The sequence below is a fragment of the Kocuria kalidii genome (assembly GCF_044462225.1).
GTDB lineage: Bacteria > Actinomycetota > Actinomycetes > Actinomycetales > Micrococcaceae > Kocuria > Kocuria kalidii.
On the sequence record NZ_JBISWJ010000050.1, the window covers coordinates 1 to 25,007 of the forward strand.

The window sequence follows — 25,007 nt, forward strand, 5'->3', positions numbered from 1 at the left end:
CCCCTCGTCGGTCCCGGCCGGTCCGGCGGCGTCCGGCCTCGTGCACCCCGTCCGCCGGTCCGCCCGGGTGCCGTCCCGGCCCCGGACATGCAGCAACGGTTGCGCCCACGACGAATTCCCGGGCCCCGGCCGTGCCACGGGGGACGGTCGTTCCCTAGTCTGACCACATGAGCACGCACCAGGATGACATCCAGCACATCGTCGAGTTCGTGAACCGCACCCGGGTCGGCATGCTCGGCACCCGGGAGGCCACCGGCAAGCTCGTCAGCCGCCCCATGACCGTGGTCGACGTCGCCCCGGGGGAGGACCTCAACTTCTTCACCAGCCGGGACACCTCCTCGGTCCGGGACGTGGCGGTCAACGACGCCGTCAACGTCGCCTTCGTGGGGGACCACGAGTGGGTCTCGATCTCCGGCGCCGCCGAGGTGGTCGATGACCCCCAGGTGATCGAGGGGCTGTGGTCGGACGCGCTGAAGGCCTACTACCCGGACGGGCCCGCCACGCCCGGCCTGGTGGTGCTGCGCGTGCGGACGGAGACCGCCGAGCACTGGCGCGGCCCCGGGACGGTCGCCACCGCGCTGCGCTGGGCGAAGGCGCAGGCGACCGGTGAACAGGTCGACCTCGGCGAGTCCAGGGTGGTGGACCTGTGAGCCTGCCGCCGATCCACGAGGGGGCGTCCGAGGGCCGGGACGCCGAGCGGCTGGACCTCGACGAGACGCTGCGCCTGACCGCGGTGGTGCACGGCTCCGTGCAGGGCGTCGGGTTCCGCTGGTGGACCGCCCACCGGGCCGAGCAGCTGGGCCTGCGCGGCTCGGCGGTCAACAACGCGGACGGCACCGTGGGGGTGGTCGCCGAGGGACCCCGGCACGCCGTGCGGGACCTGCTCAAGGCCCTCAACGGCGGCGGCACCCCCGGGGCCGTCATGAAGGTGGACTCCCACTACGGCCCCGCCACCGGGGAGTTCAGCGGCTTCGGCACCGGTTGATCCGCGCCTCCGTGACCGCGCGCCCGTGACCGCGGGCCCGTGCCGGGTCCGCGTCCTACGATGGAGGCATGGCTGACGACCACGCCGGGAACCGCGGGCGCGCGGGGCACGGCCACGACCACGCGCACGCCGGTCCCGGGACCGACCGGTGGCGGATCGCCACCGCCTTCGGGATCACCGCGGCGCTGTTCGTCGTCCAACTGGTCGGCGCCCTGTGGACCGGGTCCCTGGCCCTGCTCGTCGACACCGCCCACGTGCTCACCGACGCGGGCGGGCTGCTGCTCGCGCTGGTCGCCGCGCACCTGAGCCTGCGCCCGCCGAGCGCCCGGCGCACGTGGGGCTGGCGGCGCGCGGAGATCGTGGCCGCGGCCCTGCAGGCCGGGGTGCTGCTGGCCGTGGGACTGTTCGTCCTCGTCGAGGGCGTCCGCCGGTTCGTCGAACCGCACCCGGTGGCCTCGGCCGAGATGCTCGTCTTCGGCGTGCTGGGACTCGCGGGCAACCTCGTGGCGATGGCCGTGCTCTTCGGCGGCCGCCGCTCCAGCCTGAACCTGCGCGCGGCGATGCTCGAGGTGCTCAACGACGCCCTGGGATCGGTCGCGGTGATCGCCGCCGCCGTGGTCATCACCCTCACCGGCTGGGTGCAGGCGGACGCCGTCGTCGCCCTGCTCATCGGGGCGCTCATCGTGCCCCGCACCGTCCGGCTGCTCCTGGAGTCCCTGTCCGTGCTCATGGAGAGCGTGCCCCCGGGACTCGACGTCGACGAGATCCGCGGGCACATCCTCGGGCTGCCGCACGTCGTGGAGGTCCACGACCTGCACGCGACCCGGATCTCCTCGGACCTGCCCGTGCTGACCGCCCACGTGGTGCTCGAGGAGGAGTACTTCTACTCCGGCGGCTCGGCCGAGGCGCTGGGCCGGATCCAACGGTGCGTGGCCGAGCACTTCCCGGTGTCCGTCCAGCACTCCACGATCCAGCTGGAGCCCGCCGACCACGTCGAGCCGGGGGTGTGCACGCCCCATGACACCTGATCCCGCGGACACCGGGACCCACTGCCTGGTCGTGTTCGTCCCCGTCACCCACGCCGAGCAGGTCCTGCAGGCCCTGGGCGACGCCGGGGCCGGACGCGCCGGCCACTACTCCCACACCGCGTTCGTGAGCCGCGGCACCGGCCGCTTCACGCCGCTGCCCGGGGCGCAGCCCGCGATCGGGGAGGTCGGGATGCCGGCGGAGGTCGACGAGGTCCGCATCGAGACGCTCTACCCCGCGGCCGAGCGCGAGCGCGTGCTGCGGGCGATGGCCGGGGCCCACCCCTACGAGGTCCCGGCCTTCACCACGTTCCCGGTCCACGACCGGGGCCCGTCCTTCGACGAGCAGGGCCGGCTCAGGAACCCGCCGGGTCCCGCAGGAGGGCCGAGCGGATGAGGAAGCGCCTGCCCTCCGGCGCCTCCACCGAGAACCCGGACCCGCGGCCCTCCACCACGTCCACCGTGAGCAGGGTGTGCCTCCAGTACTCGAACTGCTCCCGGGACATCCAGAACTCGAGCTCGGCCGTGGACGGGTCCCCGGGCAGGGCGAAGACGCCCAGGAGCACGTCCGCGGGACCGGTGAGGAAGTCCCCGGCCGGGTAGCACATCGGGGCGGAGCCGTCGCAGCACCCGCCGGACTGGTGGAACATCAGCCGCCCGTGCCGCTCCCGCAGGGTCCCGAGCAGCGCCACGGCGGCCGGCGTCAGGGCCACGCGGGAGAACGTCTCGCCCTCGACGGCGGGGGCGGACTCCAGGGTGGTGGTGCTCCCGGTGCTGCTGTCTGTCGTGTTCTCGGCGGTGCTCACGGCGCGCTCCTCGGCTCGGCGGTGTGATCCACGCTACAGGCGGGCCAGCAGTTCCTCCAGGCCGAGACCGTCCAGCACGCCCGCCGGGTGCGGTCCGGCCGCGGCGAAGGCGTCCGCCCACTCCCGGGGCAGGGCGCGGCGCCCGCCCACGAGGACCAGGTTGCCCGGATAGCGGCCCGTCAGCAGCCGCTCCTCGGCCAGGCACCACACGTCGGCGAGCGCCGCCCGCATCCCCCGCGCCTGGGCGGCGAAGAACGCCAGCCCGGGGTCGTCGCCCACGTTGACCACCAGCACCCCGCCGGGCGCCAGCAGCTCGGCGGCCTCGGCGTAGAAGGAGGACTCCGTGAGGTGGGCCGGGGCGTCCCGGCCCGAGAAGACGTCGAGGACCACGAGGTCCGCGGTGCCGGGGGCGACGACGTCCGGCAGGGCCGCCCGGGCGTCGCCGACCACGACCCGCACGTCCGCGCCCGCGGGCAGGGGCAGCGCCTCGAGCACGAACGCCGGCAGCTCCCGCTCGAGCTCCACGGCGACCTGCACGGAGCCGGGGCGGGTCGCGGCCACGTACCGGGCGAGCGTCAGGGCCCCGGCGCCCAGGTGGACCGCGGTGACCGGCGCGCCCGGCTCCGCCACGACGTCGACGACGCCGCCGATCCGCCGCAGGTACTCGTAGAAGATCTCCCCGGGGCGGGCGAGGTCCACGTGCGACTGCTCCGCCCCGCCGATGGACAGCACGTACCCGCCCTCGGTGAACCCGTCCGGGGTGATCTCGGCGTGCACGCCGGCGTCCTTGAGATATCTGCGCATGAGCCCATTGTCACTTCCCGGACGGGAATGAAGCGGGGTGCGGGACGGCTCTACCGGGAGATCACTGCTGCTTCCCGAAGGATGCCCCTGCCCATGACGCCCGACGTCCCCGTGTCCGAGACCACTCCGGTCCCCGCTCCCGCACCCTCCGCCGGGGTCCCCGGCACCGGCGGCCCCGCCGCCGGCACGGACCCCGACCACTCCGCCCGCAACCGCCTGGTCATCGGGCTGCTGCTGGTCTCCACGTTCGTGGTGATCCTCAACGAGACGATCATGGGCGTGGCGCTGCCCCGCCTCATGACCGACCTCTCCGTCACGGCGGTCGCCGGACAGTGGCTGACCACCGCCTACATGCTCACCATGGCCGTGGTCATCCCGGTGACGGGGTTCCTGCTCCAGCGCCTGCACACCCGGCCCGTGTTCCTGACCGCCATGACCCTGTTCAGCCTCGGCACCCTGGTCTGTGCGGCCGCCCCCGGGTTCGGGACGCTGCTCGCGGGGCGGGTGGTGCAGGCCTGCGGCACCGCCATCATGATGCCGCTGCTGATGACCACGGTGCTGACCCTCGTGCCGCCGGCCGGGCGCGGGCGGGTCATGGGCAACATCTCCATCGTCATCTCGGTCGCTCCCGCCGTGGGGCCCACCATCTCGGGCGTCATCCTCAGCGTGCTCGAGTGGCGGTGGATGTTCATCCTGGTGCTGCCGATCGCGGTGGGCTCCCTGCTGCTGGGTGCGTGGCGGATGCAGAACGTCACCGAGCCCCGCCCGGCGCCGCTGGACGTGGTCTCGGTGGCGCTCTCGGCCCTGGGCTTCGGCGGCCTCGTCTACGGCCTGAGCACGTTCGGCGAGGGCGGGGAGGCCGCGGTCCCCGCGTGGGTGCCCCTCGCGCTGGGCGTGGCCGCGCTGGTCGTGTTCGTGCGTCGCCAGACACGGCTGCAGCGCGCGGACCGCGCCCTGCTGGACCTGCGGACCTTCCGCTCCCGGGTGTTCACGATGTCCACGGCCGTGCTCGCCGTCAGCATGATGGCGCTCTTCGGCACGCTGATCGTCCTGCCCATCTACCTGCAGACCGTGCACGGCCTCGACCCCCTGGGCACGGGCCTGCTGCTGCTGCCCGGCGGTCTCGTGATGGGACTGCTCGCCCCCTTCGTGGGGCGGGTCTACGACCGTTCGGGTCCCACCGTGCTGCTCGTGCCGGGCTCGGTCCTGCTGAGCGCGTCCCTGTGGTACCTCGCCTCCACCTCGGGGGCCACCCCCGTCCCGATGGTGCTGCTCGCCCACGTGGTGCTCAGCACGGGACTGGCCCTGATGTTCACCCCGCTGTTCACCGCGGGCCTGGGCTCCCTGCCGACGCGGCTGTACTCGCACGGCTCCGCCGTGGTGGGCACCCTGCAGCAGGTGGCGGGGGCCGCGGGGACGGCCCTGTTCGTCACCGTGCTGACCCTCGGGGCCGCCGGCGCCGCGGCCTCCGGGGCCTCGGATTTCCAGGCCACCGAGGCGGGGGTGCGCAGCGCCTTCCTGTGCGGCGGCATCATCTCGCTGCTGGCCGTCGCCGGCTCCTTCGGCGTGCGGCGCCCCGCCGCCGCCCCGGAGCCGGCCACCAGCACGGTTCCCGCCGGCTGACGCCGCCCGGGGCCGGACGGTCCGCCGGGCCGGCCGTCAGCGCTGCACGCGCTCGCGGATCCGCCCGGTGAGCTCCGCCGCGTCCTCGACGGCCTGCTCACCGCGGGCCAGCTCCGTGCGCAGCTCCTCCCGGACCGCGGCGTCCTTCAGGGAGCGGACGTTGATCTCGAGCGTGACCATGCCCGTGGCGACGGCGGCACGGGCCGCCTCGGACGCCGCGGCCACGTCGCTGAGGACGTTGGGGTTGCACCACCCGGTCAGCTCGCGCGCGAGCCCGACGACCTCGGTGCCCACCCGGATCAGCTCGCGCGGGGGCTGCGCCGCGCCCACGGTGGCCTCCTGGACCGCCTGCGAGCGCTCGGCCTTCTCCTGGTCCGAGTCCTTCGGCAGGGCGTAGGCGGCGGAGAGCGCGCCGAAGGCCTCGGCGTCGGCGTCGGCCAGACCCAGCGCGCGCGGGATCAGCTCCTCGGCGCGGTCCGCCGCGCGACCCGCCTCCGCCGCGTGCTCGGCGCCCGTGGAGTAGCGGGCGGACATCGCCAGCAGGGCCGCGCCGAGCGCGGCCTGGAGGGCGCCCGCGGCCCCGCCGCCGGGGGCGGGCTCGTCCGAGGCCATGCGCTCCACGTAGGCCCTGATGTTCTCCGAGCTGATCAACGGCGTTTCCTTCCGGTGGCGGGACGTCCTGTCCGCCCCGCGGGAGGCGCGGCGGACGCGTGCGCACGAGCCTAGCCGCCCGGGCCCCCCGCCGCCCCGCGTTCACCGGCTGTTCGTCCGCGTCGGCCACGCTCGGCACTGACAGCGGGACGGACGAGGAGGATCATGGGAGGCCAGCAGGCCGACGACCGCCGCGACCGGGTGCACCCCGGCGGCGGGAACGGGAAGGAGCACGGCATGACGGCGACCACCGGCCGGCAGGAGCGCGCCGCGGAGCTGCTCGACCGGGTCCAGGCCCTGGTCGACGGGGTCGTCCGGGCCCGTCGGGCGGCCGTGCCCCAGCTCGAGCGGGTGAACCCGCGCCACCGCCCGTCCGCGCTGAACCTCGTGGACTACGTGGCGGTGCGCAGCGAGGACGTCCGGGACCTGCAGCGCGACCTGAGCGCCCTGGGCGTCTCCTCGCTCGGCCGGATGGAGGCGGGAGTGATGAGCCACCTGGCCGCCGTCCTGGAGACCCTGCGGGTGCTCGCCGGGCGGCCGGCCGAGGACGTCGAGCTCCCCGGCGCGGACCTCCCCGGCGCGGACCTTCCCGGCGTCGAGCCGGACGGGCCCGACCTTCCCGGCGCGGAGGTCCTGCGCCGCAACACCGCCGCGCTGCTCGGCCCCGGCGGGGAGTCCCGCAGCACCCGGATCATGGTCACCTTCCCCTCGGAGGCCGCCGACGACCCCCGGCTCGTCGAGGACATGGTCCGCGCCGGGATGGACGTGGCCCGGGTCAACTGCGCGCACGACGGCCCCGAGCAGTGGGAGGCCATGATCGGGCACGTCCGCGCGGCCGAGCGGTCGCTGGGCCGGGAGGTCCGCGTGGCCATGGACCTCGCGGGACCGAAGCTGCGCACCGGGCCCATCGAGCCGGGCCCGCAGGTCGAGAAGATCAAGCCCGTCCGGGACAGCAGCGGCCGGGTCACCGCCCCCGCCCGCCTGTGGCTGGGCGAGGCGGATCCCGCGGTGGACGACGACGCACCGGCCGTCCCCGTGACCGGTCCCGCCTGGACCGCGGCCCGCATGCCGGGGGAGAGGCTGCGGCTCAAGGACGCCCGCGGCTCCGGGCGGACGCTGCGGGTGCTCGAGGCCACCGGGCCCGGGGTGCTGGTCGAGTGCTCCAAGACCGTGTACTTCGCGACCGGCCTGGCCGTCCGGGCCGAGGACGGCACGGAGGGCGTCCTCGGCGAGCTGCCCGCCGTCGAGCAGTCCCTGCGCGTGCGCACGGGGGACACGGTCGTGCTGACCCGTGACCTGACGCCCGCCCCGGTCCGCGCCGAGGGCCCCCACCGGATCGGCTGCTCGCTGCCCGAGGTGTTCACCGACGCGCGCGCGGGACAGGCGGCGTGGTTCGACGACGGGAAGATCCGCTGCCGGATCGCCTCGGTGGAGCCCGACGAGATCCGGCTGGAGGTGCTCCAGGCCGGTGCCGACGGCACCAGGCTCAAGGCCGGGAAGGGCATCAACCTGCCCGAGACGGACCTGCGCGTCTCCGCGCTCACGGACGAGGACCGCTCGCACCTGCCGTTCGTCGCCGAGCACGCGGACGTCGTGGACATGTCCTTCGTGCGATCCCGGCAGGACGTGGCGGACCTGCTGCGGGAGCTCGAGCGGATCGGGAACACCGCCCTCGACATCACCCTCAAGATCGAGACCGCGGGCGGGTTCGAGGCGCTGCCCGACATGCTCCTGGAAGCCATGCGGTGGCAGGACGTGGGCGTGATGATCGCCCGCGGGGACCTCGCGGTCGAGACCGGGTTCGAGCGGCTGGCCGAGGTGCAGGAGGAGATCCTGTGGCTGTGCGAGGCGGGGCACGTCCCGGTCGTCTGGGCCACCCAGGTCCTCGAGTCCCTCGCCAAGAAGGGCCTGCCCTCCCGCGCCGAGGTCACGGACGCCGCGATGGGCCAGCGCGCCGAGTGCGTGATGCTCAACAAGGGCCCGTTCGTGGTGGACGCGATCGAGGCCCTCGACGACATCCTCGTGCGGATGGAGGGCCACGCCCGCAAGAAGTCGGACATGCTCCGCCGGCTCAACGCGTGGGCGCCGCACGGAGAACCGCCCGTGCCACACTAGGAGCATGGCCGCCCGCGACACCGCAGTCCTCCGCTTCCTCGCCGCCCCCACCGACGCCGGGCGCACCGGCACCGTGGACGGCGGGCGGGTCCTCGAGTGGATCGACAAGGCCGCGTACGCCTGCGCCGTGGGCTGGTCCCGGGCCTACTGCGTGACGGCCTACGTGGGCAACATCCACTTCGACCGCCCGGTGAGCGTGGGGGACATGGTGGAGGTCTCCGCGAGCATCGTGCACACCGGCCGGTCGTCGATGCACATCCGGGTGGAGGTGGCCTCCGCCGATCCCCGCGAGCACGGGGTGACGCTCAAGGACTCGTGCCTGATCATCATGGTGGCCGTGGACGGGGACGGGCGTCCCACCCCCGTCCCGCGGTGGGCGCCCGAGACCGAGTACGAGCGGCAGCAGTCGGCGGCCACGCAGCGGCGGATCGAGCTGCGCAACAGCATCGAGGAGCTGATGGCCCGCCAGACGTACACCGACGAGGGCACGGCCGAGGAGACCGCGCTGCGCTTCCTCGCCGCCCCCACGGACATCAACTGGGGCGGGAAGGTGCACGGCGGGACGGCCATGCGCTGGATCGACGAGGCCGCGTACGTGTGCGGGGCCCGCTGGGCGGGCCGCCCGGTGATCGCCGTCTACGCCGGCGGCGTCCGGTTTTACCGGCCCATGCACATCGGTCACCTCGTCGAGGTGCGCGCGCGGCTCATCCACACGGCGGCCCGCGGCCTGCACGTGTCCGTCAACTGCTGGTCCGGGGATCCTGCCACCGGTGAGCTCGCGCTGACGACGAACTGCCTCATGGTCATGGTCGCCCTCGACGACCAGGGGCACGCCCTGCCGGCCCGGCAGTGGCAGCCGGTCAGCCAGGAGGACCGGGACCTGGACGCGTTCGCCCGCGAGCTGGTCCGGCTGCGCGCCGAGTTCCCGGACTCCTTCCAGCGGGTCGACCCCACCGTGTCCCGGCTGCCCGGGAACTGACCCGGCGCATCCTCCGCCGTCGGCGAATCCCGGACCCTGATCAGCCTGCTGTGCATATAGTGGCCCCAGAAACCGGCCCGGCACCCCACAAGGAGAGCACGCCATGGACCTGAACCCCCTCAACAACGCGTTCGACGACGAGGGCAAGCCCAAGCCCGCCACGAACAAGCTCCTCGACACCGTGCTGCGCGTGCAGCGTCCGGCGGTCCTGGGCTTCGTCAAGAAGGTGCGCGAGGAGCACCCGGACGAGACGCCCGAGCAGATCGCCGAGCGGCTCGAGAAGATCTACGTCCGGTCGGTGACGCTGAGCGGCGGGGCCGTCGGCGCCACGGCGGTCGTCCCCGGCATCGGCACCGTCGCCTCCCTCGGGCTCTCCTCCGTCGCGGTGGTCGGCTACCTCGAGGCCACCGCGCTCTACGCCCAGGCGGTCGCCGAGCTGCACGGGGTGCACACCGAGGACCCCGACAGGACGCGCACCATGGTGATGGCCCTCATGCTCGGGGAGGACGGCCGGCAGGTCATGAACCAGATCCTCGCCAGCGGCACCCGGGGCAAGGGCATGGTCTCGTCCTGGGGGCTGATGATGGGCAAGGACGACTCCAAGGCCTTCGACGTCGGCCGCGTCGTCCGCAACATGTTCGTCAAGCGCTTCCTGCTCAAGCAGACCGGAGCCGTGTTCGGCCGTGCCCTGCCGTTCGGCGTGGGCGCGATCGTCGGCGGGGGCGCGAACCTGGCCATGTCCAAGCAGGTGGTCTCCGCGACCCACGAGGCGTTCGGGCCGCTGCCCACGACGTTCCCCGCGGAACTCGACCTCCAGGAGCGGGCCCCGCGGTTCGACGAGGCGGACCGGGGCGGCGAGCGGGACCGGACGGCCGACCGGGCCTCCACCGCCCACGGCGAGATCACCGGCGAGAAGTAGCCCCGCGCCGCGTCCTCGTGACGCCCGCCGCACGACGACGCCCCGCACCCCGCGGGGCGTCGTCGTCGTTCACGGCCGGTCCGCCGGGGCGTGGCCCCCCGTTCACCGCGTCTCCCTAGCCTGGTGGCGAGCGGGGCCCGCAGGGCCCCGACCGACAGCCGGGAGAGCGCCGTGCGGCCGATCGTCTACGCCCACCGGGGGGCCAGCGCGGCTTTCCCGGAGCACACCCGGGCCGCCTACGTGCAGGCGCTGCTGGACGGCGCCGACGGCGTGGAGTGCGACGTGCACCTCAGCCGCGACGGCCACCTCGTCCTGCACCACGACGCCCAGCTGGGGCGCACGAGCGACGGCCGGGGGCCCGTCTCCTCCCGCACGCTGGCCGAGCTGCGGCGCCTCGACTGGACCTCCTGGAAGGGGGTGCGCATCCCGGCGCACCACGGGGCGCCCGACCGTCAGCTGCTGACCCTGCCCGAGCTGCTGGACCTGCTCCGGGACGCGGGCCGGCCCGTGGGCCTGGCCGTGGAGACGAAGCACCCCAGTCCGTTCGGCCACCGGCTCGAGGAGGAGGTGCTGGGTCTGCTGATGCGGGAGGGCTGGGACCCCGAGACCGGGCGGCTGGACGACGTCACGGTCTCGCTGATGAGCTTCCACCCCGACGCCGTCCGGCACGTCCTGGAGACCGTGCCCGCCCGGCACGTGTGCCAGCTGGTGGAGACCACGACCCGTCGCACGGTCCGGGACAGCCTGCGCGTGCGCCCCGCCACCGCGGCCGTGCTCCACGCGGGCATGCGCTTCGTGGTGCCACCGGCGCTGCCCGTGATCTCGGCCGGTCTCGTGGAGCTGGTGGGCCCGGGCCTGGACTTCGTCCGGGCCCGCCCGGAGCTGGTGCGGCAGTGGCGGGCCGAGGGGCGCGTGCTGCGGGTCTGGACGGTCGACACCGCGCGGGACGTGGACCTGTGCCGCGCGCTCGGCGTCCAGCAGCTCACCACGAACCGGCCGGCCGACGTGCTGCGCTGGGCCGGTTCGCCCGGGGCGGCGGCCGGGGTCCCGGTGCGTGCGCGGGGGTCCGGTCCGTGCCGGTCCCGGTCCGCCGCGGCGACGGTCCGGTAACGAGGGGTCACGCCTCCGCCCGGCGGCCTCGGGCGCGCGTATGCTCGTCAGCACCTGTCCGTCGTTCCCCGACGGCACCGTCCCGCGCCCTCCCCCACCGCCAGGAGGCGGTCATGCCCACCCCGATCCCGCCCGGTGCACCGCGCGCCGACGCCGTCCGCGCCCCCGCCCCGGACCTGCAGGCCGAGGCCGGACGGATCGCCGAGCGCGTGCGCCGCGAGGTCTCGGGGGCCGTCTCGCCCGAGCGCATCGACTCGGAGCTGTCCCTGCTGAACCGGTTCGCGGAGCACGACGACGTCGACGTGGTCGTCGGCCCCGTCCTCGCCGGGATCGTCGCCGCGGCACTGCTCGCCGCCCGCCTCACCAGCGGTCTCGCCGACCCCACCACCGGTGCGTCGGCCTGGCGGGCCCAGGACGGCCTCACCCCGCTCCCGGCCCCCGGGATCGGCCGGATCGCGCTGGACCCGTGCACCCGCCGCCTGCGCATGGGACGTGGCACCGTGCTGGACCTCGCCCCGGTCGCCGACGCCTGGGCCGCGGACCGGACGGTCCAGGTCTTCGCGGAGTCGTTCCCCGGGCAGGCGCTGGTCGCCGAGGTGGGCGGGGCGTTCGCCGTGGGCGGCCCGGCCGCCGCGGCCGCCGCCCTCGTCGGGTCGGCGCCGCCGGGACCGGTGCCGGGACCGTCGTGGGGGGCGGGCCCCGGCACGGACGCCGGGGTCCTGGTGGGCCTCGTCGGTCGCGGACACCGCGGTTTGGCCGTGCTGGAGGGGCCCGCAAGAGACCTGGTCAACCCCGTGACCGGCGCCGCCGTCGTAAGCCCGTGGGACCGGGTGGTCGTCGCCGCACGGAGTGCGGTGGAGGCGCAGGCCTACGCCCGTGCGGCGCACGTGCTGGGCCGGGAGGCCCCCGGGTGGGTCGCGGCGTGCGGGGCCGACGGCGAGTTCGCGGGCACCCGGCCCGGCAGCACCCTCCGGCGGCGGCTCAGGACGCCGGGCTGGCCGGTGCGGGCGGGTCGCACGCCCGCCTGAACGGCGCCGGGCCTCGCGGGTGCCGGAGCGCTCCCCCCGGAGGTTCACGAAAGGTAACACGGGAACTTTCTGCGGCACCGGTGCTGCCCGGCCGCCCGTCGTCCGGTGGTGGCTCCCCGTCGGCCCGCGGGCGCCGCGCGTGCGGCCGGCAGTGCCGGACGCGGACGCAAGATCGCCGCGATTGCAGTCGAGAACGTCTCGTTGAGCGAGATGCCGAACTGTGATCTTTGCCACTGAAAACCGACCGTGCGGTCGGCGTCGCCCCGCCAACTCCGGGATCGAACGCATCGATAACGCAGCGATAACGCCGGCGTGACGGAACCGTGAGGGGGCCATAACACCCCGATCCGTAGAACAGACGTGCCGGTAACACCGGCGTTACGTGCATCGAAAGGAGTTGGACATGACCTCAGTGCCACATCGCTCTCACCGCCGCGACGGAGGTGCGTCGGCAGAGCGAGTGCTGTGGGACGAGGCTGCGGTGCAGGGGAACTCCGCCGGGGCACGTCCGTGGGCGGAGCCCTCGACCCGAGAGGTCCGGAGCACGGAGACGAAGCCCAGCCGGCTGCACCACTTCTTCGAGCGCAGCTGCGACCGCACGCCCGAGGCCCGGGCGCTGCACGCCGACGGCCGGGACTACACGTACGCCGAGCTCGACGAGCTCGCCAACCGCATGGCCCACCTCATCGCCGGCTACGGCCTGGGCGTGGGGGACCGCGTCGGGATCCTGCTCGAGCGCTCGACGATGCTCTACGCGTCCCTGCTGGCCATCCTCAAGACGGGCGCCACCTTCGTCCCGATCGACCCGAACCTGCCCGCCGATCGCGTGCAGTTCATCGCCGAGGACTCCGACCTGGCCCTCCTGCTGACCTCCGCGGAGTTCGTGGCCGTGGTCGAGGACGCACCCGCCGACGTGGTCGACGTGGGCCGGATTGGCCGGCGCCTCGAGGACGCCCCCGCGCACCGCCCGGCGGTCCGCCACGAGGGCGACCCCACGTGCTACATCATCTACACCTCGGGCTCGACCGGCCGCCCCAAGGGCGTCGAGGTCGCGCACTCGAGCATCTGCAACTTCATCGAGATCGTGCCCGAGGTCTACGACGTGCGCCCCGAGGACCGCGTCTACCAGGGCATGACCATCGCGTTCGACTTCTCCATCGAGGAGATCTGGCCCACCTGGGCCGTCGGCGCCGCCCTCGTGGCCGGCCCCACGGACGACTCCCGTCTGGGCCGGGGCCTCGTGCAGTTCCTGCAGCGCATGGAGATCACCGTGCTCTACTGCGTGCCCACCGTCCTGGCCACGCTGGAGCACGACCTCCCCCGCATCCGCAGCATCCTGGTGGGCGGTGAGGCGTGCCCGGCGGATCTCGTGGAGCGGTGGTCCACCCCCGAGCGCCGGATGCTCAACACCTACGGCCCCACCGAGGGCACCGTGACGGCCACGTGGGGCGAGCTGTCCCCCGGCCGGCCCGTGACCATCGGCAAGCCCCTGCCCACCTACGAGGTGCGGATCCTCGACGAGGAGATGAACGAGGTCGCCGACGGCGATCCCGGCGAGATCTGCATCGCCGGCCCGGGCGTGGCCCGCGGCTACGTCAACCTGCCGCACGTCACGGAGGAGCGCTTCCGTCCGCACCCGGACGGGCCCCGGGCCGGGCGGATCTACCGCACCGGCGACCTGGGCCGGTTCATGCCGGACGGCGAGATCGAGTACCTGGGCCGCGCCGACAGCGAGGTGAAGATCCGCGGTCACCGCGCGGACCTGCAGGAGATCGAGAACGTGCTGCGCCGGGAGGACGCGGTCTCGGACGCCGCCGTGAAGCTCGTCTCCGGCGGCGACGACGTCGCGGCGTTCCTCACCCTGCGCGCCCCGGTGCGCGACGAGCGCGCTCTCTTCGAGCTGCTCCACGACTCCGTGGTCGCGGCGCTGCCGCCGTACATGGTGCCGTCCTTCTACGAGATCCTGCCCGCGATGCCGATGATGGTCAGCGGCAAGGTGGACCGGAAGAACCTCCCCGACCCCAGCACGCCGCGCTTCGTGACGACGATGGGCCTGGTCGCGCCCGAGACCGCCACGGAGTGGGGGATCACGGAGGTCTGGTCCAAGGTCTTCCGCATCCCCGAGGAGCAGCTCTCCGTGGAGGCCGACTTCTTCATGGAGCTCGGCGGGCACTCGCTGCTCGCCGCGACCGCCACGTCGGAGCTGCGCCGGGCGCACCCCGAGCAGGACATCTCCATCGCCGACATCTACACCTATCCGACCGTCCGCGACCTGGCCCGGCACCTGGACTCCGCGCCGGCGGCCGTCCCCGCCGTGGCCGCGCCGGACGACCGGCCCGCGCCGCTGCACCACACCAGTGGGCGGGTGGCCCTCTGCGGTCTGGCCCAGGTGACCACGATGGTCCTGGCGGCCGTGCTCGTCGGCTCCCCGCTCGCCGCGGTCCTGTACTCCTACGGCGGGCAGTTCAGCTACGCCCTGATGTGGGACATGCTGCTCGTGGGCGTCGTGGTCTCCGTGCTCGCGCGCTTCTTCCTGCCGTTCCTCGGGTCCCGGGTCCTCGGTCGCCTCGTGCGACCCGGGCACCACGCCCTCTGGGGGAGACAGTACTTCCTGCTCTGGTGCATCGACGGCCTGACCCGGCTCTCGCCGCTCAGCCTGCTGACCGGCACCCCGATGGCCGCGGTCTACCTGCGCCTGCTGGGCGCCAAGATCGGTGCGGACGCCCACGTGGGCACCGCCGCCGTCGGTCTGCCCTCGCTCGTCACCATCGGCTCCCGCTCCAGCGTCGGCTACAACTCCTCCGTGCAGACCGCCCAGGTCGAGGACGGCTGGGTCACCATCGCGCCGGTGCACATCGGCGACGACGCGTTCGTGGGGGCCAACGCCCTGCTGCAGCCCGGTGCCCGGGTCGAGGACGGCGCCCGCCTGGCCGAGCAGTCCCTGGCCTCCCGCAACCAGACGATCCCCGCCGGCGAGCACTGGCTGGGTTCCCCCGCCCGTCCCGGCGACGGCGACGACGAGCTGCTCGAGCGGATGGAGCGGCGCCCGCTGCCCGGCGGCCGCTGGCCCGCACCGCTCGCGGCCGGTCTGCTCCTGGGCTGGATGGCCCTCGAGGTGCTGCCCTTCGTCCTGGTGCTCCCGTCCTTCCTGATGATCTGGATCGTGGCCCTGGAGTTCGGCCTGCCGGCGGGGCTCGCCCTCACCCCGGCCGTCGGCATCGTCTACGTGCTCACGGTCTGCGCCGTGGTCGCGGCCGGCCGCAAGCTCGTCCTGCGCCGGACGCCCACCGGCATCCACCCCGTCCGCAGCGGGCTGGGCGTGCGCAAGTGGATGGCCGACCAGCTCCTCTCCACCAGCCTGGAGAACACGAACGCCCTCTACGCCACGATGTACACCGTGCCCTGGCTGCGCGCTCTCGGCGCCAAGGTCGGCCCGCGCTCCGAGGTGTCCACGGTGGGCCACATCGACCCCGACCTGCTCACCCTCGGCGAGGGCAGCTTCGTCGCGGACATGGCCAGCGTCGGCAGCGCGGTCTACCACCACGGCCACCTGCACATGGAGCGCACCGTGGTGGGCGACCGCTCGTTCGTGGGCAACGCCGCGTTCGTGCCCTCGGGCACCCGGATGGGCGAGGGCTCCCTGGTGGGCGTGGCCTCGGTGCCCCCGGCCGACGTGCCGGACGGCACGTCCTGGCTGGGCTCGCCCGCCATGTTCCTGCCCCGCCGGCAGGACAGCGGCAACTTCGACGAGAGCCTCACCTTCCGGCCCTCGCGGGGCAAGGTGGCGGCCCGCCTCGTCATCGAGGCCCTGCGCATCACGGTCCCCCCGGCGCTGATCGGGATGATCGGCTACCTGGGCCTGCTCGCCTCGGTGGCCCTCGTGCCCGAGCTGACGCTGCTCGGCTTCGTGGCCGTGCTGCCGCTCATCGCGCTGGCCACCGGCCTCCTGGTGGTGCTGTCCGTCGTCGTCCTGAAGTGGGCGATCGTGGGCCGCTACCGCCAGCGCGTCGAGCCGCTGTGGGACAACTTCGTCCGGCGCAGCGAGTTCGTCACCGGCGTGTACGAGTCCGCGGCGGTCCCCGCCCTCATCGGCGGCCTCGTGGGCACGCCCCTGATCGGTCCGGTGCTGCGCCTGTTCGGCGCCCAGATCGGGCGGCGGACCTACATCGGGACGACCTACCTCACGGAGTTCGACCTCGTCCACATCGGCGACGACGCCAGCGTCTCCACGGACGTGTCCCTGCAGACCCACCTCTTCGAGGACCGGGTGATGAAGATGTCCCACGTGGAGATCCTGCCCGGCGCCAGCGTCGGAGCGCGCTCGATCGTGCTCTACGACACGACCGTCGGCGCCGGCACCTCGGTGGACGCGCTGTCGCTGGTGATGAAGGGCGAGCAGCTGCTGCCCCACACCACCTGGCGCGGCATCCCGGTGCGGTCCGCGGCGCCCGCGGTGACGTCGGGACGATGACCCGGCCATGAACGGCAAGAAGGTGTCCCCGCGGCCCGGTGACGGGTCGCGGGGACACGGTCCCTCCTCCGGCGGGAAGGCTCTCGGCGGGAAGGCTCTCGGCGGGAGGGTCGTCGGCGGGAGGGCGTCGGGCGCAGGAGCGTCAGGCGCTGCGCATGTAGCCCATCAGCTCCGTGATCTGCGCGGAGGGCGGCGCCCCCAGCTCGTCGGCCATCGTGCTGCAGAAGCTGCGGAAGGTCTGCAGCGCCGGGGCGTTGTTGCCGAGACCCAGGTCCGCCTCGATCGAGACGCGGACCGCGCTCTCCCGCAGCGGGTCCAGGGCGCGGACGTTGTCGGCGAGCACGTGCGCCCGGTAGAAGTCGCGGTGCTCCAGCGAGAGCCGGGCGAGGTGCTCCACGGCGTTGACGTAGAGGGTGCGCAGCCGGTCCTGCTCGGCCATGACCCAGCCGTCGTACCAGCCGGGCAGCAGCTGGGCGCCGTCGGGGGACAGGAACCAGGGGTCCTCCGTCACGGGCGCCGTGGCGTCGGCCGCACGGTGCAGGGAGTCGCGCAGCTCGTGCAGGTCCACGGTGACCGACGCCGCCAGGGCGATGTTGTTGCCGCGGGTCCCCACCGCCCCGGGCACCTGGCGCGAGATGTTGAAGACGGTGGTGCGGAGGCTGCCCATGGCGCGCTCTGCGGTCCGGTCGGGCCACAGCAGCTCGCCGAGGAAGCGGCGCGGCTTCGGGCCCAGGACGGCGAGCGCGGCCAGCAGGCGCTGCTGCCGGTGGCCCAGGGCCAGCACGGAGCCGTCGAGCTCCACCTCGACGTTGCCGAGCAGCCGCAGCCGGATCGAGTGTTCCCCATCCATTGTCATGATCCCCCACTGTCATGATCTCTGTTCCCCGGTGCGCCCGGTGCCGACCTTCCCCCGAAGGCGTCGGTCCGAGCGTGGTCCTCTCCGGTCCCGCGGACCAGGATCCAGGTCCGCCACGAGAGAGGGTTCAGGCACCGATCATCCCGGCTCAGGCGCCGTGAGTCAAAAGCGAACGCCCCGGTGCCGTCAAATGCAAACGAAGTGCAAGGCAGCGGGCGCGCGACCCCTCCCGGGGGTGGTGCGCCGGCGCGGACAGTGGTACAAGGCCGATCCCCGGTGCGCCCGGGGCACGAGTTCAGGAGTTCTACCGATGACCGACCAGCGAACCGTCACGGGAGTCCGCACGGACCCCCTCGGCAACATCGTCGCCCTGTGCAACCCCACCGAGGTGTGGTCCCCTCGGTCGACCACCCGGATCATCCGGGACATCGAGAGCGAGGTCCACCACTACTACGTTCCGGGCTCGTCGGGACGGATGCGGGTCCGCGTGGTGTCCGCCGGGTGCGAGAAGCGGCTCTGGGCCGCCCCGGAGGACACCGTGTGCAACAACCTGCACGACCTGCCGTCCGTGTGAGCGGCGTCGCCCGGGCCGTGGGACGCCGACGGTGACGTGCAGGCCGTGTGGCCTCGACGGCGCCGTGGAGGCCCTGCCGTCCGGACCGTGGCGTCCCGACCACGGGGTGCGGCGCGGGCTCACAGGTAGCGCACGAGCTCCGCCGCGATGCCCGTGTAGGTGGCCGGCGTCAGTCCGGAGAGGCGACGCTCCGCGGCGGGGGACAGCCCCAGTCCCGCCACGAACTCCTGGAGCCGGGCCGCGTCCACCCGGCGGCCGCGGGTCAGCTCCTTGAGCCGTTCGTAGGGGTTGTCCATGCCCTCGACACCGGCGATCGCCTCGGCCCGCATGACCATCTGGATCGCCTCGGCGAGGACCTCCCAGTTCTCGTCGAGATCGGCGGCCAGGACCGACTCCGCCACGTCCAGGCGGGCCAGGCCCTTGCGCGCGTTGGAGACGGCCAGCAGGGAGTGCCCGAAGGCGACCCCGATGTTGCGCTGGGACGAGGAGTCCGTGAGGTCCCGCTGCCACCGGGACGTCACGAGCGTGGCGCCCAGGGAGTCCAGCAGGGCATTGGAGAGCTCGAGGTTCGCCTCGGCGTTCTCGAAGCGGATGGGGTTGACCTTGTGCGGCATGGTGGAGGAGCCCGTGGCGCCCTCCACCGGGATCTGCTGGAAGTAGCCGATCGAGATGTAGGACCACACGTCGGTGCAGAAGTTGTGCAGGACCCGGTTGAACCGGGCGAGGTCGGCGTAGAGCTCGGCCTGCCAGTCGTGGGACTCGATCTGCGTGGTCAGCGGGTTCCAGTCGAGACCCAGGCCCTCGACGAAGCCGCGCGAGACCTCGGTCCAGTCCGTCTCGGGGACGGAGGCGTAGTGGGCCGCGTAGGTGCCCGTGGCGCCGTTGATCTTCCCCAGGTACTCCGTGCGCTCGATCCGGGACAGCTGGCGGCCCAGGCGGTGGGCGACGACCGCCATCTCCTTGCCCAGGGTGGTGGGCGTGGCGGGCTGGCCGTGGGTCCGGGAGAGCATCGGGACGGCCGCCGCGGACCCGGCCAGCGCCGCGACGTCGGCCACGAGGGCCCGGGCCGCGGGCAGCCACACGTCGGTCGTGGCGTCCTTGACGCCCAGGGCCCACGCCAGGTTGTTGATGTCCTCGGAGGTGCAGCCGAAGTGCACGAGGGGCACCAGGTGCCCGAGCCCCAGGCCGGGCAGCCGGCGGCCGATGTAGTACTCCACCGCCTTGACGTCGTGGACCGTCACGGCCTCGATCTCCGCGAGCTCCGCGACCGCGTCCGTGTCGAAGTCCGTGACCACGCGGCGCAGCCCGGCGATCTGCTCCCCGCTCAGCGGCGCCAGGCCCGGCAGCACCGAGCGCTCGGCGAGGTGGATGAACCACTCGACCTCGACGTGCACCCGGTTGCGGTTGAGGGCGGCCTCGGACAGGTGGTCGACCAGAGGGGCGACCACCGGCTGGTAGCGGCCGTCGAGCGGGCCCAGTGCGACGGGCGGGACGGCGGCGGCGAGCGCCGCGCGCCCCGAGGACAGGATGCGATCGGTGTTGGGCATGGGCACATTCTTCCACGACAGGACGGACCCCTCCGGTGGCCGTCCTGTCGTCCGGCGCCGGGAAGACGCCGGCCGGGTCGTCGCAATCCCGGGCACGGACGGACCACTCCGGACGGACGCGCGTCATGCGCCGGGGGAACCCCCCGGGAGCGGGGATAGCATGACCTCCATGAGTACCAGCGACGCTACCCGCACCCTGGCCGGCACCGCCCCGGCCCCGGGCACGACCACCGCCACCACCCCGCCGGTCCGGCCGCGCCCCGCCCTGTCCCGACTGCCCCGCTACGTGGCCGGCAAGCCTCCGGTCGTGGTGGACGGGCTCGCCTCCTACAAGCTGTCCTCCAACGAGAACCCGTTCGGGCCCGTGCCCGCCGTCAGGGAGGTCCTGGCCGGCTGGGACGCGGTGCACCGCTATCCCGAGACCACCTCCGCGGAGCTGCGGGAGGTCCTCGGGGAGTTCCTCGGCGTGCCGGCCGAGGACGTCGTCACCGGCGCCGGCAGCCTCGGCGCGCTCAACCAGCTGCTCGGGGCCTTCGTGGGCACCGGCGAGGACGGCACGCCGGACGAGGTGGTGCACGCCTGGCGCTCCTTCGAGGCCTACCCGATCAGCATCGGGCTCTCGGGCGGGCTGGGCGTGCCGGTCCCGAACCGCCGGGACGGCTCCCACGACCTCGAGGCCATGGCCGCCGCCGTCACCGACCGGACCAGGGTCGTGCTGCTGTGCACGCCGAACAACCCCACGGGCCCCAGCCTCACCACCGTCCAGGTCGAGGAGTTCCTCGCCGCCGTGCCCCGGGACGTCGTCGTGGTGATCGACGAGGCGTACCAGGAGTTCCAGCGCCGGGACGACCTGGTCAACGGCATCGACCTATACCGGCAGCACCCCAACGTCGTCGTGCTCCGGACGTTCTCCAAGGCCCACGGGCTGGCCGGTCTCCGGATCGGCTACTCCGTGGCGGGCCAGGGGATCACCCCGTACCTGCGGCAGGCGTCCCCGGCGTTCTCCGTGACCGACCTCGCCCAGCGCGCGGCGATCGCGTCCGTGCGCCACTACGACCAGGTGGCCGAGCGCGTCCAGAAGGTCGTCGACGAGCGGGAGCGGGTCCTGGCCGGGCTCGACGCGCTCGGCTGGCCGTACCCGGAGACGCAGGCCAACTTCGTGTGGCTGGACCTCGGGGAGCACAGCGGGCAGTTCGCCGAGCTGTGCGACTCCCGCGCGCTGGCCGTGCGCCGTTTCGGCGCCGAGGGCGTGCGCGTGACGATCGGCGAGCCGGAGGCCAACTCCCGGTTCCTCGAGGTGTGCGCGCACTTCCCCCACCCGCCCGTGCTCTGACCCGGGCTCGCGCCCGCCCGGCTCCTCCTCCGAGCAACCCGAAAGGACGTCCTGCCCATGGATGCCGCTCCCTCGACCCCGGCCGCCCGCGTGCCGGCCCGCACCGCGCCGACGCCGGAGGTGCGCACACGCCTGGTGCGGCTCCTCGACCGGGACGGCCGCCGGAACGAGGACCCCGTCCTGTCCCCGTACGTGCGCGACGTCGGTGCCGAGCAGCTGCGCGAGCTCTACCGCTCGATGGCGCTCGCCCGCCGGTTCGACGAGGAGGCGACCAACCTCCAGCGGCAGGGTCAGCTGGTGCTGTGGGCGCCGATGCGCGGGCAGGAGGCCGCCCAGGTGGGCTCCGCCCGCGCGCTGCGCCCGGCCGACCACGTGTTCCCGACCTACCGCGAGCACGCCGTGGCCATCGAGCGGGGCGTCGAGCCCGCCGAGCTGCTCACCGTCTTCCGCGGGCACAGCTCCGGGGGCTGGAAGCCGAGCGAGCACCACATGAACGTCTACTCGATCGTGCTCGGCTGCCAGGTCCCGCACGCGGTGGGCTACGCCATGGGCATCGACCTGGACCGCCGCGCCGCCGAGGCGGAGGGGCGGGAGGTGGAGCCGGCGGCCGCGGTCGTCTACTTCGGGGACGGCACCTCGACCCAGGGCGAGGTCCACGAGGGCATGGTCTTCGCCGCGTCCTACGACGCCCCGGTGGTCTTCTTCGTGCAGAACAACCAGTGGGCCATCTCCGTGCCGTTCAGCACCCAGTCCCGCGTGCCCCTCGCCGAGCGCGCCGCCGGGTACGGCTTCGAGGGGATCCGCGTGGACGGCAACGACGTGCTGGCGGTCCTGGCGGCCTCCCGGTACGCCCTCGAGGAGGCCCGCGCCGGCCGCGGCCCCGTGCTCGTGGAGGCCGAGACCTACCGGCTCGGGGCCCACACCACCGCGGACGACCCGACCAAGTACCGCCTGCGGGAGGACGAGCGCCGCTGGACCGAGCTCGACCCCCTGATCCGGCTCGAGGCGCACCTGCGCGAGGCGCACGGCACGCCGGACGACTTCTTTGCCGACGTCGCCGCCGACGGGCAGGCGTTCGCGGAGCAGGCCCGCGCCCTCGTCCTGGCCATGGACCCGCCCGTGTTCGAGGAGTTCTTCGACCGGCCCTACGCCGAGCGGCACGCCCTCGTGGAGGAGGAGCGCGCCTGGTACGCGGCCTACCGGGCCGGGTTCGACGACGGCGACCACGACGGCGACCACGACGGGTCGCGGCACGACGACGGGCCGGCCGGGCAGGACCCGGGCACGCAGGCCTCCGGGCTCACCGTGGCCGCGGACGCCGCGGACGGGGTGCCCGACGCCCGGACCGCCGGCACCGAGGAGGACCTCGCATGAGCACCGCTCCCGACCTGACGATCGCGAAGGCGGTCAACGCGGGCCTGCGCCGCGCCATGGAGGAGAACCCCCGGGTGCTGCTCATGGGCGAGGACATCGGCTCCCTGGGCGGCGTGTACCGCGTCACCGAGGGGCTCAAGGCGGACTTCGGCGCCCACCGCGTCATGGACACCCCGCTGGGGGAGGCCGGGATCGTGGGCACCGCCATCGGGCTCGCGCTGCGCGGCTACCGGCCCGTGTGCGAGATCCAGTTCGACGGCTTCTCCTTCCCGGCCTTCAACCAGATCACCACGCAGCTGGCGAAGATGCGCAACCGCACCAGCGGGGACGTCACCGTCCCCGTGACCATCCGCATCCCCTACGGCGGGGTGATCGGGTCCGTCGAGCACCACTCGGAGTCCCCCGAGGCCCTGTTCGCCCACACGGCGGGGCTGCGCATCGTGACGCCCTCCAACGCGCAGGACGCCTACTGGATGACCCAGCAGGCGATCGCGTGCGAGGACCCCGTCATCGTCTTCGAGCCCAAGCGGCGCTACTGGCTCAAGGGCGCGGTCGACGTCGAGCGCCCGACGGCCGACCCGTTCTCCGCCCAGGTCCTGCGCCCGGGGGAGGACGCCACCGTGGTCGCCTGGGGTCCTCTCGTGCCGGTCGCCCTCGCCGCGGCGCAGGCCGCGGAGGAGGACGGGCGCAGCGTCGAGGTGATCGACCTGCGCTCGCTGTCGCCGATCGACTTCGACACCGTCGAGGACTCCGTGCGCCGGACCGGCCGCCTCGTCGTCGCCCACGAGGCACCGACCTTCGGCGGCCTCGGCGGGGAGATCGCCGCGCGCATCGGCGAACGGGCGTTCTACTCCCTCGAGGCGCCGGTGCTGCGGGTGGGCGCCTTCCACCTGCCCTACCCCGTGGCGGCCGTCGAGGACCAGTACGTGCCGGACCTCGACCGGATCCTCGAGGCCCTGGACCGGTCCTTCGCCTACTGACCCGCCGACCCGGCCGCCGGACCCGGGCCGGCGGGACCGCCGACCCGGCCCGGGTGCCGTGCGAGAGAGGAAGTACTGACATGCCCCAGATCTTCAACCTGCCCGACGTCGGCGAAGGCCTGACCGAGGCGGAGATCCTCGCGTGGAAGGTCGCGCCGGGGGAGACCGTGACGGTCAACCAGGTGCTCGTCGAGATCGAGACCGCCAAGTCCGTGGTCGAGCTCCCGTCCCCGTACGCCGGGACCGTCCTGGACCTGCTGGTCGCCGAGGGCCGCACGGTCGAGGTCGGCACGCCCATCATCGCCGTCGGGTCTCCGGACGAGTCGCCGGCCGCGGCACCCGGCCCCGGGGAGGCCGCCCCCGCGGACGTCACCGACGCCGTCCCCGGAGTGCTGGGGGAGGGCGGGCGGCCCTCCACCGGGGAGGACCGTCCCCTCGTCGGGTCCGGTCCCAAGGCCGACCCCGTGCGCCGCCGCCGCCGCGCCGTCCGGCCGCAGGTCCCCGAGCCCGAGCCGGCCCGTCCCGCGGCGTGGGCGGAGAAGCTGTCCCGGGGCCCCCTGGGGCCCGGGCTCGGCGGTGGGATCGGCACGGCCGCCCAGGGCATCGCCGGGCGCGCAGCCCGTCTCGCCGGGGACACCGGCGTCTGGCGCCGGCCCGTCCGCGGCGACGGACCGGTGACCACGGCGGCCGAGAGCGTCCCGCGCCGCCCCGCGCTGGCGAAGCCGCCCGTCCGGAAGGCCGCACGGGACCTCGGCGTCGACCTCGCCGACGTCCCCGCGACGGGCGCGGCAGGCCAGATCACCAAGCAGGACCTGCTGGCCCACGTGGCGCGGCTGGGCGAGTCCGGGGACCGGCGCCGCCCCGCGGCCCCGGAGGAGCGGATCGAGCGGATCCCCGTCAAGGGGGTGCGGAAGGCCACGGCGCAGAACATGGTGCGCAGCGCGTTCAGCGCCCCGCACGCCTCGGTCTTCGTGGAGCTCGACGCCACGCGCACCATGGAGTTCGTCCAGCGGCTCAAGGCCGCACCGGACTACGAGGGCGTCAAGGTCACGCCCCTGCTGGTGCTCGCGAAGGCCGTCCTGTGGGCCGCCGCCCGCAGTCCGCAGGTCAACGCGACGTGGACGGACGAGGAGATCCTCGTCAAGCACTTCGTCAACCTGGGCATCGCGGCCGCCACGCCGCGCGGGCTCATGGTCCCGAACGTCAAGGACGCCCAGGACCTCTCGCTGCGGGAGCTGGCCGTGGCCCTCGACGACCTCTCGCGCACCGCCCGGGCGGGACGAACCCAGCCGGCGGACATGCAGGGGGGCACCCTGACCATCACCAACATCGGTGCCCTCGGCCTCGACACCGGCACGCCGATCATCAATCCCGGAGAGGTCGCGATCGTCGCGTTCGGCAGCATCAAGCAGAAGCCGTGGGTCGTCGACGGCGCGGTGGTGCCCCGCTGGGTGACCACGCTGGGCGGGTCCTTCGACCACCGCGTGGTGGACGGCGACCTCGCGGCCCGCTTCACCGCGGACGTCGCCCGGATCCTCGAGGAACCGGCGCTGCTGCTGGACTGACCCCGGCCGGGCTCCCGCGGCCGCGAGCGCGCGGCGTGCCCCGGGACTCCGGGTCCGGGCGGCACGGCAACGGCCCCGCACCGATCGGTGCGGGGCCGTCTGCTGCGTCGTCGACGCGCGTGCCACCACGTCCTGCGGCTCTCCCCGCCGGGCCGGAGCCCGGCGCCGCGCCGTCGTGGAACAGGGCGGTGGCTTCCCGCGCCCGGCGTCCCATCTCCTGTGGACCCGTGATTGAAATCCCCCCAGACACAATCACACATCT

At 74.0% G+C, this 25,007-nt stretch carries 21 protein-coding genes; 16 read left to right on the forward strand and 5 right to left on the reverse strand.

Translation table 11 applies throughout. From position 1 onward, the window contains the following. Positions 1–167 precede the first annotated feature (167 nt). From ACH9D3_RS07445 to ACH9D3_RS07460, 4 genes are all read left to right on the forward strand, one after another. On the forward strand, positions 168–650 hold the full coding sequence (locus ACH9D3_RS07445; protein ID WP_396410445.1) for a pyridoxamine 5'-phosphate oxidase family protein: 483 nt from the start codon (positions 168–170) through the stop codon (positions 648–650). Next, the gene (locus tag ACH9D3_RS07450) at positions 647–985 is read left to right on the forward strand and encodes an acylphosphatase (RefSeq protein WP_396410446.1); all 339 of its coding nucleotides are present in this window, start codon (positions 647–649) and stop codon (positions 983–985) included. Before ACH9D3_RS07445 ends, ACH9D3_RS07450 begins: the two co-directional genes overlap by 4 nt. A 68-nt stretch (positions 986–1,053) precedes the next feature. Then, on the forward strand, positions 1,054–2,013 hold the full coding sequence (locus ACH9D3_RS07455) for a cation diffusion facilitator family transporter (protein WP_396410447.1): 960 nt from the start codon (positions 1,054–1,056) through the stop codon (positions 2,011–2,013). After that, the gene (locus tag ACH9D3_RS07460) at positions 2,003–2,407 is read left to right on the forward strand and encodes a hypothetical protein (protein ID WP_396410448.1); all 405 of its coding nucleotides are present in this window, start codon (positions 2,003–2,005) and stop codon (positions 2,405–2,407) included. Before ACH9D3_RS07455 ends, ACH9D3_RS07460 begins: the two co-directional genes overlap by 11 nt. Here ACH9D3_RS07460 and ACH9D3_RS07465 read toward each other — a convergent pair. Together ACH9D3_RS07465 and ACH9D3_RS07470 are read right to left on the reverse strand one after the other, a co-directional pair. Further along, complete coding sequence (locus ACH9D3_RS07465) at positions 2,367–2,816, reverse strand: DUF779 domain-containing protein (protein WP_396410449.1); 450 nt, start codon at positions 2,814–2,816, stop codon at positions 2,367–2,369. The genes ACH9D3_RS07460 and ACH9D3_RS07465 overlap by 41 nt on opposite strands. Positions 2,817–2,849: 33 nt before the next feature. Continuing rightward, positions 2,850–3,620: a fused MFS/spermidine synthase gene (locus ACH9D3_RS07470; protein WP_396410450.1), complete on the reverse strand. Its 771-nt coding sequence runs from the start codon at positions 3,618–3,620 to the stop codon at positions 2,850–2,852. Between the two features lie 93 nt (positions 3,621–3,713). On the opposite strand from ACH9D3_RS07470, the gene ACH9D3_RS07475 reads away from it, so the two are divergent. Then, on the forward strand, positions 3,714–5,243 hold the full coding sequence (locus ACH9D3_RS07475) for a DHA2 family efflux MFS transporter permease subunit (RefSeq protein ID WP_396410451.1): 1,530 nt from the start codon (positions 3,714–3,716) through the stop codon (positions 5,241–5,243). A gap of 36 nt (positions 5,244–5,279) precedes the next feature. Here ACH9D3_RS07475 and ACH9D3_RS07480 read toward each other — a convergent pair whose 3' ends face one another. Then, positions 5,280–5,894, reverse strand: a complete 615-nt coding sequence (locus ACH9D3_RS07480) for a cyclodeaminase/cyclohydrolase family protein (RefSeq protein ID WP_396410452.1) — start codon at positions 5,892–5,894, stop codon at positions 5,280–5,282. A 165-nt stretch (positions 5,895–6,059) separates the two neighbouring features. On the opposite strand from ACH9D3_RS07480, the gene ACH9D3_RS07485 reads away from it, so the two are divergent. The 6 genes from ACH9D3_RS07485 (at position 6,060) to ACH9D3_RS07510 (ending at position 16,516) form a co-directional block, all read left to right on the forward strand. After that, the gene (locus ACH9D3_RS07485; protein ID WP_396410453.1) at positions 6,060–8,009 is read left to right on the forward strand and encodes a pyruvate kinase; all 1,950 of its coding nucleotides are present in this window, start codon (positions 6,060–6,062) and stop codon (positions 8,007–8,009) included. A gap of 4 nt (positions 8,010–8,013) precedes the next feature. Then, positions 8,014–8,988, forward strand: coding sequence for an acyl-CoA thioesterase (locus ACH9D3_RS07490; protein WP_396398583.1), 975 nt, complete (start codon positions 8,014–8,016; stop codon positions 8,986–8,988). A gap of 103 nt (positions 8,989–9,091) precedes the next feature. After that, a complete protein-coding gene (locus ACH9D3_RS07495; RefSeq protein WP_396398582.1) occupies positions 9,092–9,907 on the forward strand; it encodes a di- and tripeptidase in 816 nt (271 codons plus the stop codon). 171 nt (positions 9,908–10,078) lie between these two features. Beyond that, a complete protein-coding gene (locus ACH9D3_RS07500; protein ID WP_396410454.1) occupies positions 10,079–11,017 on the forward strand; it encodes a glycerophosphodiester phosphodiesterase family protein in 939 nt (312 codons plus the stop codon). Positions 11,018–11,130: 113 nt separating this feature from the next. Continuing rightward, positions 11,131–12,045, forward strand: coding sequence for an FAD:protein FMN transferase (locus ACH9D3_RS07505; protein ID WP_396410455.1), 915 nt, complete (start codon positions 11,131–11,133; stop codon positions 12,043–12,045). Between the two features lie 481 nt (positions 12,046–12,526). After that, the gene (locus tag ACH9D3_RS07510; RefSeq protein WP_396410456.1) at positions 12,527–16,516 is read left to right on the forward strand and encodes a Pls/PosA family non-ribosomal peptide synthetase; all 3,990 of its coding nucleotides are present in this window, start codon (positions 12,527–12,529) and stop codon (positions 16,514–16,516) included. 142 nt (positions 16,517–16,658) lie between these two features. On the opposite strand, the gene ACH9D3_RS07515 is transcribed toward ACH9D3_RS07510, so the two are convergent. Next, on the reverse strand, positions 16,659–17,372 hold the full coding sequence (locus ACH9D3_RS07515) for an AfsR/SARP family transcriptional regulator (RefSeq protein ID WP_396410457.1): 714 nt from the start codon (positions 17,370–17,372) through the stop codon (positions 16,659–16,661). Between the two features lie 310 nt (positions 17,373–17,682). Between ACH9D3_RS07515 and ACH9D3_RS07520 the strand changes: the two genes are divergently transcribed. Continuing rightward, on the forward strand, positions 17,683–17,946 hold the full coding sequence (locus ACH9D3_RS07520; RefSeq protein WP_396410458.1) for a hypothetical protein: 264 nt from the start codon (positions 17,683–17,685) through the stop codon (positions 17,944–17,946). Between the two features lie 119 nt (positions 17,947–18,065). On the opposite strand, the gene purB is transcribed toward ACH9D3_RS07520, so the two are convergent. Next, a complete protein-coding gene (gene purB, locus ACH9D3_RS07525) occupies positions 18,066–19,493 on the reverse strand; it encodes an adenylosuccinate lyase (RefSeq protein ID WP_396410459.1) in 1,428 nt (475 codons plus the stop codon). A 169-nt stretch (positions 19,494–19,662) separates the two neighbouring features. On the opposite strand from purB, the gene ACH9D3_RS07530 reads away from it, so the two are divergent. The 4 genes from ACH9D3_RS07530 (at position 19,663) to ACH9D3_RS07545 (ending at position 24,745) form a co-directional block, all read left to right on the forward strand. Further along, a complete protein-coding gene (locus tag ACH9D3_RS07530; protein ID WP_396398574.1) occupies positions 19,663–20,826 on the forward strand; it encodes a histidinol-phosphate transaminase in 1,164 nt (387 codons plus the stop codon). Between the two features lie 57 nt (positions 20,827–20,883). Then, positions 20,884–22,200 carry a thiamine pyrophosphate-dependent enzyme gene (locus ACH9D3_RS07535; protein WP_396410460.1) on the forward strand — a complete coding sequence of 439 codons (1,317 nt, stop codon included), beginning with the start codon at positions 20,884–20,886 and terminating at the stop codon, positions 22,198–22,200. After that, positions 22,197–23,180, forward strand: coding sequence for an alpha-ketoacid dehydrogenase subunit beta (locus ACH9D3_RS07540; protein ID WP_396398572.1), 984 nt, complete (start codon positions 22,197–22,199; stop codon positions 23,178–23,180). Before ACH9D3_RS07535 ends, ACH9D3_RS07540 begins: the two co-directional genes overlap by 4 nt. An 80-nt stretch (positions 23,181–23,260) precedes the next feature. After that, on the forward strand, positions 23,261–24,745 hold the full coding sequence (locus ACH9D3_RS07545; RefSeq protein WP_396410461.1) for a 2-oxo acid dehydrogenase subunit E2: 1,485 nt from the start codon (positions 23,261–23,263) through the stop codon (positions 24,743–24,745). The last annotated feature ends 262 nt before the right edge of the window (positions 24,746–25,007 follow it).

Coding starts and splice junctions, on each gene's coding strand:
- ACH9D3_RS07470 (WP_396410450.1), bottom strand. CDS start 3,620: ATGCGCAGATATCTCAAGGACGCCGGCGTGCACGCCGAGATCACCCCG.
- ACH9D3_RS07460 (WP_396410448.1), top strand. CDS start 2,003: ATGACACCTGATCCCGCGGACACCGGGACCCACTGCCTGGTCGTGTTC.
- ACH9D3_RS07505 (WP_396410455.1), top strand. CDS start 11,131: ATGCCCACCCCGATCCCGCCCGGTGCACCGCGCGCCGACGCCGTCCGC.
- ACH9D3_RS07495 (WP_396398582.1), top strand. CDS start 9,092: ATGGACCTGAACCCCCTCAACAACGCGTTCGACGACGAGGGCAAGCCC.
- ACH9D3_RS07445 (WP_396410445.1), top strand. CDS start 168: ATGAGCACGCACCAGGATGACATCCAGCACATCGTCGAGTTCGTGAAC.
- ACH9D3_RS07520 (WP_396410458.1), top strand. CDS start 17,683: ATGACCGACCAGCGAACCGTCACGGGAGTCCGCACGGACCCCCTCGGC.
- ACH9D3_RS07535 (WP_396410460.1), top strand. CDS start 20,884: ATGGATGCCGCTCCCTCGACCCCGGCCGCCCGCGTGCCGGCCCGCACC.
- ACH9D3_RS07545 (WP_396410461.1), top strand. CDS start 23,261: ATGCCCCAGATCTTCAACCTGCCCGACGTCGGCGAAGGCCTGACCGAG.
- ACH9D3_RS07475 (WP_396410451.1), top strand. CDS start 3,714: ATGACGCCCGACGTCCCCGTGTCCGAGACCACTCCGGTCCCCGCTCCC.
- ACH9D3_RS07515 (WP_396410457.1), bottom strand. CDS start 17,372: ATGACAATGGATGGGGAACACTCGATCCGGCTGCGGCTGCTCGGCAAC.
- ACH9D3_RS07530 (WP_396398574.1), top strand. CDS start 19,663: ATGAGTACCAGCGACGCTACCCGCACCCTGGCCGGCACCGCCCCGGCC.
- purB (WP_396410459.1), bottom strand. CDS start 19,493: ATGCCCAACACCGATCGCATCCTGTCCTCGGGGCGCGCGGCGCTCGCC.
- ACH9D3_RS07455 (WP_396410447.1), top strand. CDS start 1,054: ATGGCTGACGACCACGCCGGGAACCGCGGGCGCGCGGGGCACGGCCAC.
- ACH9D3_RS07540 (WP_396398572.1), top strand. CDS start 22,197: ATGAGCACCGCTCCCGACCTGACGATCGCGAAGGCGGTCAACGCGGGC.
- ACH9D3_RS07490 (WP_396398583.1), top strand. CDS start 8,014: ATGGCCGCCCGCGACACCGCAGTCCTCCGCTTCCTCGCCGCCCCCACC.
- ACH9D3_RS07485 (WP_396410453.1), top strand. CDS start 6,060: ATGGGAGGCCAGCAGGCCGACGACCGCCGCGACCGGGTGCACCCCGGC.